Annotated in this window: 3 protein-coding genes and 1 pseudogene; 3 read left to right on the top strand and 1 reads right to left on the bottom strand. The window is 62.4% G+C overall.

From position 1 onward, the window contains the following. The 3 genes and pseudogenes from AC27IO_RS18195 to AC27IO_RS18185 form a co-directional block, all read left to right on the top strand. Window positions 1-462, top strand: a pseudogene (locus AC27IO_RS18195) (DMT family transporter); the annotation flags it as partial. A 247-nt stretch (window positions 463-709) separates the two neighbouring features. Continuing rightward, window positions 710-4,561 carry an EAL domain-containing protein gene (locus AC27IO_RS18190; RefSeq protein ID WP_498740039.1) on the top strand — a complete coding sequence of 1,284 codons (3,852 nt, stop codon included), beginning with the start codon at window positions 710-712 and terminating at the stop codon, window positions 4,559-4,561. A 700-nt stretch (window positions 4,562-5,261) separates the two neighbouring features. Beyond that, complete coding sequence (locus AC27IO_RS18185; RefSeq protein ID WP_498740037.1) at window positions 5,262-6,851, top strand: methyl-accepting chemotaxis protein; 1,590 nt, start codon at window positions 5,262-5,264, stop codon at window positions 6,849-6,851. Between the two features lie 54 nt (window positions 6,852-6,905). On the opposite strand, the gene AC27IO_RS18180 is transcribed toward AC27IO_RS18185, so the two are convergent. Beyond that, on the bottom strand, window positions 6,906-7,330 hold a 425-nt coding region (locus AC27IO_RS18180), incomplete at its 5' end, for a helix-turn-helix transcriptional regulator (RefSeq protein WP_498740036.1).

The raw sequence follows: 7,330 nt of genomic DNA, 5'->3' as shown, positions 1-7,330 counted from the left end.
TGAAGACGGGGCACGCCGGCTGGGCGCTCGGGGCCTGCCTGCTGGCCTCGTCGTGCTACGCGGTGGCCGCGAGCCTTCGCGCGCCGCTACCTCACGGGCATTCCGCCGCTGGCCACGGCCACGGGCAGCCAGCTGGGCGCGACTCTGGGCCTGGCGCTGCCGGCGATCTGGTTCTGGCCCGCGCAGGCGCCCGGCCTGCGCGCCTGGGCCGCGGTGGTGGCGCTGGCCGTGCTGTGCACCGGCATCGCCTACATCCTGTACTTTCGCCTGATCGCCCATGCCGGGCCCAGCCGGGCGCTGGCGGTGACCTTCCTGGCGCCGGTGTTCGCGGTGTTCTACGGCGCGGTGTTCCTGCACGAGGCCGTCACGCCGTGGATGGTGGGCTGCGGGCTGGTGATCGTGTGCGGCACGATGCTGTCCACCGGGCTGATCGGGCCGCGGCGCCGCACCGGCGCGGGCTGACGAACCGCAAAGGCCGGCGGGGGGCGCCCGCGCACCCGCGCATGCCCCATCGGCCCCGTGACGTCCGCCTTCCGGAAAACCCCGAGAGAGGCGCCCGGCCGCCCACTTTCCTGCGGGCGCTGCTCTGCCATGGTCATGAACCCGTTCTAAACTCGGCCCATGCCCCTCGCGCCCCACTTCCGCATGGATTGTCCTGTCCGGGTCCGTGCCATGGGCCGCCAAGGTGTTCTCCCTTCGGCGCCGCACGATGGGCTATGAAATCTTCTTCCTCGGCGGGCTGCACCTTCTGCTGATCGCGGTGCTGGCGCTGTTGCCCGGCGCGGAACTGCTGCAGCCATCGCGGCGCACGCGGGTGCAGGCCGGGCTGATCGGGGGCCTGGCCTCCGTGCTGATCATGGTGTTCACCCGGGCGTTCGACCCCCTGTATGCCGAATTGCCCCATCCCACGGTGACGGCAGTGTGCACGGTGATGTTCGGCCCGCTGGCCGGGGCGCTGGCGGCCGGGGTCACGGCCGTCGGCTTCTGGTGGCTGTCGGCCGGGCCGCTGCCTGCCGGGCTGGGCGCGATCGGCGCCGTGTTCGCCATCGGCCTGCTGTGGCGCGGGGTGCGGCAGGCGACGGGCCTGAACCTGTGGGTGGTGATCGTCGCCGTGGCCGCCTGCCTGCCGCCGTGCATGCTGTTCTGGCGCGAAGGGCCGGCGGGCTTCCTGCTGGAGGGCGACCTGATGCCCTGGCTGCAGCAGTTGCCCTGGCGCTATGGCATGGGCTTCTTGATCCTGGGTGGGGGCACGCAGCTGCTGTGCGGCCGGGCCCGGGCACTGCAGACGCTGCGCCAGCAGGAGCAGGAACTGCTCATGGCCCTGGATGCCACCGGCGGCGGCCGCTGGGAGTGGGATGTGCCCCAACGCCGGTTTTCCTACCGCGGCAGCTTCTACCAGGCCTTCGGGCTGGAAGACCGGGACACCCGCCGTGGCGCTGGCGCAGCCGCGCGCGACGCGAGCGACTGGCAGCGCTGGAACGAACGCCGCCACCCGGACGACGCCGCCCGCCTGGCCACCTACCTGCAGCGCGCGATGGAGGGGCACGAAGACAGCTTCAATGCCGAATTCCGCATGCAGGACATCCATGGCCGCTGGCGCTGGGTGATCGCCCGGGGGCAGGTGGCCGAGCGTGACGCGCACGGCCGGCCGCTGCGCCTGGTGGGCATGGACCTCGATGTGACCTCGCTGCACGAGATGCAGGAGGCGCTGCGGCTGTCGGAGGTCAAGTACACCACCATCTACCAGATGCTGCCCGACCCCGCCGGCGTGACGCGCCTGTCCGACGGCTGCTACCTGGATGTGAACGAGGCCTTCACCGAGCTGCTGGGCTACACCCGCGAACAGGCGGTGGGCCGCACCTCGACCGAACTGGACATCTGGGCCCATCCCGAGCAGCGCGCGCAGATGGTGGCGCTGCACCGCCGCGACGGCTACGTGGACCGCATGCCGATGGTGGCGCAGCGCGGCAAGCGGCCCATTCCCGGGCTGATGTCGGCGCGGCCCGTGACGGTGTCGGGCCAGGAATGCATCGTCTTCGTGTTCCACGACATGACGGCCGAGGAACACAGCCGCGCCCGGCTGATGGACGCCAACCGCCTGCTGCAGCAGGCCGGCCGCATGGCCCGCATGGGCGCGTGGGAGCACATCGTCGGGGAGGGGCTGGTGTACTGGTCCGATGTCTCGTACGACATCCACGGCCTGCCGCCCGACGCGCCGCTGCCGCGCACCGACTACCTGGAGCGGTTCGTGGTGCCGCCCTTTCGCGAAGCCCTGCGCGAGCGCTTTCGGCAATGCATCGTGGACCGGGCCGAATGGAGCATGCAGGTGCAGATCCAGCGGGCCGACGACGGCCGGCACATCTGGGTGACCGCCACCGCCGAGCCCGTGCTGGAAAACGGACACGTCACCCGCGTGCGCGGCGTGATCCAGGACATCGACGAATCACGGCGTGCCAGCGAGCGGCTGAGCCAGTCCGAGGACCGCTTCGCCCGCGTGTTCCGCCTCATGCCCTACCCCATGGGCCTGTCGCGCCGCGAGGATGGCGCCTACATCGACGTCAACCCCGCCTGGGAGGCCCTGCTGGGCATTCCCCGGGACGAGGCCATCGGCCGCACCGCCGTCGAGCTGGGCATCATCACCCCGCAGGTGCGTGCGGCGCTGGTGGAATCCGTGCAGGACCGCATCGCCGTCAACGGCGTGGAAATCACCATGCGCACGCGCCACGACGGCTTGCGCACGGTGCTGCAGTCCATGCACGCCACCGAGATCGACGGCGTGCAGGCCTGGCTGTTTTCGGGGCACGACATCACCGAGCGCAAGCGCATGGAAGACCAGGTGCGCGAGCGCGAGGCGCTGCTGTCGCTGACCATCTCGGCCGCCTCCATCGGACTGTGGGACTGGAACCTGCAGACCGGATCGCTCACCGGCGACCGCCGCTGGCGCGACCTGCAGGGCCTGCCGCCCGCCGCCGGCGACGCTTTGCCCGTGCACTGGACCGCCGGCATGGCGCCCGCCGACATCGAGGCAGTGACCACTGAGCTGGCGCGCCACACCGCCCACCCCGCCACGCCGTTCGACGCCACCTGGCAGATCGCGCTGCCCCAGGGGCCCGGCCGCTGGGTGCGCAACCTGGGCAAGATCGTGGACTACGACGAGGCCGGCCGGCCGCAGCGCATGCTGGGCGTGGGCATCGACGTGAGCAGCCAGCGCGTGCAGGAAGAGCTGCTGCAAAAGCTCGCCCATTTCGATGCGCTCACCGGCCTGCCCAACCGGGTGCTGCTGGCCACGCGGCTGCAGCAGGTCATGGCGCGGGCGCGCGAGCGGGGCCAATTGCTGGGCGTGGCTTACCTTGACCTGGACGGCTTCAAGCCCGTGAACGACCGGCTCGGCCATGACGCGGGCGACCGCCTGCTGGTGATCGTGGCCGGCCGCCTCACCCGGGCGCTGCGCCCGGTGGACTGTGTGGCACGGTTGGGCGGCGACGAATTCGTCATCCTGCTGCCCGACCTGGCAACACGCGCTGACGGCGAGCGCCTGCTGCGCCGGGTGATGGAAAGCGTCGCGGCGCCCTACACGCTGGGCGCCGAGCGCGCGGCAGTCACCGTGACGGCCAGCGTCGGCTACACCCTCTACCCCGACGATGATGCCGACGCCGACGCGCTGCTGCGCCACGCCGACCAGGCCATGTACGCGGCCAAGCAGTCAGGCCGCAACCGCTTCCATGCCTTCGACGCCGCCCAGGAGCGTGCCCTGCAAAGCCACCGCGAACAAGGCGAGAAGGTGCGCGATGCCATCGCCGCGGGCGAGTTCGCGCTCTTCCTGCAGCCCAAGGTGGACATGCGCCAGGGCACCGTGGTCGGCGCCGAAGCGCTGGCACGCTGGCACCACCCGCAGCGCGGCACGCTGGCGCCCGGCGCCTTCCTGCACCTGATGGACGGTACCGAACTCGAAATACAGTTCGGCGAATGGGTCGTGGACGCGGCGCTGGACTGCATCGCCGCGCTGCTGCAGGCCGGGCTGCGCCTGCCGGTGAGCGTCAACATCTCGGCCCAGCACCTGCAGCAGGACGGCTTCGCCGACTGGCTGGCCCAGCGGCTGGCGCGGCGCCCGGACGTGCCCCCTGCCCTGCTGGACATGGAAATCACCGAAAGCGCCGCGCTGTACGACATCGGCCACGTGGCACTGCAACTGCAACAGTTGCGCGACCTGGGCGTGACCGTGTCGCTGGACGACTTCGGCACCGGCTACTCATCGCTGTCGTACCTGCGCCGGCTGCCCATGGACACGCTCAAGCTGGACCAGAGCTTCGTGCACGGAATGATGACCGACTCGGGCGACCTGGCCATCGTGCAGGGCGTGATCGGCCTGGCCCGCTCGTTCGGCTATTCGATCGTGGCGGAAGGTGTGGAAACCGTTGAACAGGGCCAGATGCTGCTGCAGATGGGCTGCGCGCTCGCACAGGGCTACTGCATTGCCCGGCCCATGCCTTCCAGCGAACTGCCGCAGTGGCTTGCGCAATGGCAGGCGCCCGAGGGCTGGCAGGCACTGCGTGGTCTATGACGCGCTTCCGCACAGAACCCGCCAGGTTCACAACACATTGAATGCATTGGCGCAGCAAGTCTGAAGGACCCTTCAGGCCGGGCGCAACATTCGCCCCCCTGAGCAGCACTAGCTCCAGTCCAACATGCCCGGCTTTGGCCAGCCCTCAAGGCAAAGAGACATCAGTTTCAGCGTAGGTTGGATACGGCGTAGCTATCACATTGAAAGCCATGGCGCTCTGCATGGTCGAACGCAGCACACTGCCTCGCCAATCCATTCGTCACCTTCAAGGGGCGCTCCCAGATTCATGCCTGAGCCACCCCTGTCTTCTTGCGCCTATTCCGAGAAATAAATCGCTGAAGAGTAATTATTTCGGCAGCACCACGATTCCAAAATATCCTACATATGCCATCTAATAAAAGTAAAAAAAGAGGAGCGTCATACTAAAAACATCACAACCCAATAACGCATCGCTCTCAATAAGCCTCCATCGCTAGCATAGCGTTAGATCTCAAAAGTTATCTAGCATTAAAAGTCCGCGCAATACTGCTAATCGATGCGCAATCATGACATCGTCTTTGCATGAGTTGGAACAAAATGTTACCAGCGACTGTTGGTGATCTTATTCATCAGGGGCACCAGGGTTAGGCGGTAAACGGGCATAGCCCAAGTCACCAGTTAACCGGACCTGCGACAGAAGCAAAAATACAAACCAAATCTCATGGACCGCACGATGCTTCTTAAAAATCTCAGGATAGGTACAAAACTCTACCTTTGCTTCGCAATTATTCTTCTGCTTTTAGTTATGCAGGCCTTGATGAGCTGGGCATCGTTAAATACGACGCATGCCGAGATGAAAGAAATAACATCAGGGAACAACGCCAAAATTGCTAGCGCATATTCAATGCGAGGCAATATGAATATTATTGCAAGAGCGATTAGAAACCTTATTCTTTACGACCAGCCCGAGCAAACCAGTGCGCAAAAAGAGCGTATTGCTAAAGCATTGGCATCTTATGAGGTGAGTAATTCAGCCTTGGTTGGATTGATATACACAAATCTCGGTAAAACCCTTGCTGAAGAGATTGAACAAGGTCGAATCTCCACGATGCCTGAAATAAATACGGTGGTTGGATTAATTGATTCGGGCAAGCGCCAGGAAGCTGCACAACACCTGATGGCCAATGTTCAAACTCCACAGGACAAATGGTTCAACTCCATTGACAGAATGATCCAACTTCAGGAAGAGCAAAATCAGCAGAGCGTAGAGCAACTGAATTCAGAACAGGCGAAGGCAGTGAGCACGCTGCTCACAATTTCCACACTGGCAATTCTGCTCGGAGGAATTTTGGCTTGGGTAGTAACTCGGAGCATAACAACTCCCATTAGGCACGCGGTTTCAGTGACCCAGAAGGTAGCACGCAGTGACTTGACTGACGAAGTGCACGTAACCTCAAAGGACGAGGTCGGGGTATTGATGTTTGCCCTGAAGGAAATGCAAAACAGCTTGATTGGCATAGTAAGCGGCGTGCGTCGCAGTGCAGGCTCTGTGGCATCAGCCTCTATCCAAATAGCACAAGGGAATAACGACCTGAGCCAGCGCACCGAAGAGCAGGCTTCCGCACTTCAAGAAACGGCAGCATCGATGGAGCAATTAAGCGCTACCGTTAAACAGAATGCAGACACGGCAATCAAGGCAAATAACCTGTCACGACGAGCAAGCGAAATTGCAAATAAAGGCAATATAGTATTCAGCAAAGTGACTGAAACTATGGCCGATATAAATACAAGTTCTAAAAACGTAGCCGATATTATTAATGTGATCGAGGCTATCGCTTTTCAAACCAATATTCTCGCGCTCAATGCAGCTGTGGAGGCTGCCAGAGCTGGAGAGCAAGGCCGGGGGTTTGCAGTTGTCGCAAGTGAGGTAAGAAATTTAGCCAGCCGTTCATCGATCGCTGCCAAGGAGATCAAAGTGCTGATTTCAACCAGTGACGAGAGGGTGCAACGTGGACGGGCATTGGTAGACGAAGCGGGCGTCATGATGGAAAGTGTTGTTTCATCTATCCAGACCGTGACGAACCTCATAGGCGACATCACAGCAGCCAGCGTCGAACAAAGCGCCGGAGTTTCCCAAGTCAGCGAGGCCGTCATACAAATGGATCAAGTCACTCAGCAAAATGCGGCACTTGTAGAAGAGATGGCAGCGGCAGCCGGTAGCCTCAGCGCCCAAGCTCAAGAATTGGTGAGCGCTGTCTCCGTTTTCCAGTTCCCAGAAGGAAATTACACACGTTCATTGGCTCTTCGATAAGACCAGCAACTATGCATTATTCGAGAAGCATGGGTCCAGCATGCTTTCTCAAAGTTATTGCCCTGCTACGCGTCGCCGTGTTTCCGAGGGCGTTTCCCCAAAGGCTTTCTGGTAGAAAGCTGCAAAGGAAGACAGATGAACAAACCCCCAAGAGTACGCAATGTCAGAAATTTTCTTATCGCTGGGCCCCGAGGCAATTTCAGCCTTCACCCCGGAAAGTCGAATCATCCTTAAATATTCCATGGGTGACATCCCTTTAAATTGCATGAAGCCGCTCTGTAATGACCTAACACTCGAGCCGGAAGCAAATGCGATTTCCGCCAGGCGCAAGGGCTCTGTTGCATGGGCCTCCATGTAATCAATTGCTCTTTTGACATTTTTTGGACTGGGCAATGTCCCTCGACTGTTAATTTGAACTGAATAGCTGTTAGGCATACCCTCTATCATCAAATTGAGTAGAGCTTCGCGCAGGCTCGCCA

It is taken from the genome of Acidovorax sp. KNOB132, from assembly GCF_057541515.1.
Note: the sequence above shows the minus strand (reverse complement) of the source record. Positions and strands in the feature narration are given on the sequence as shown.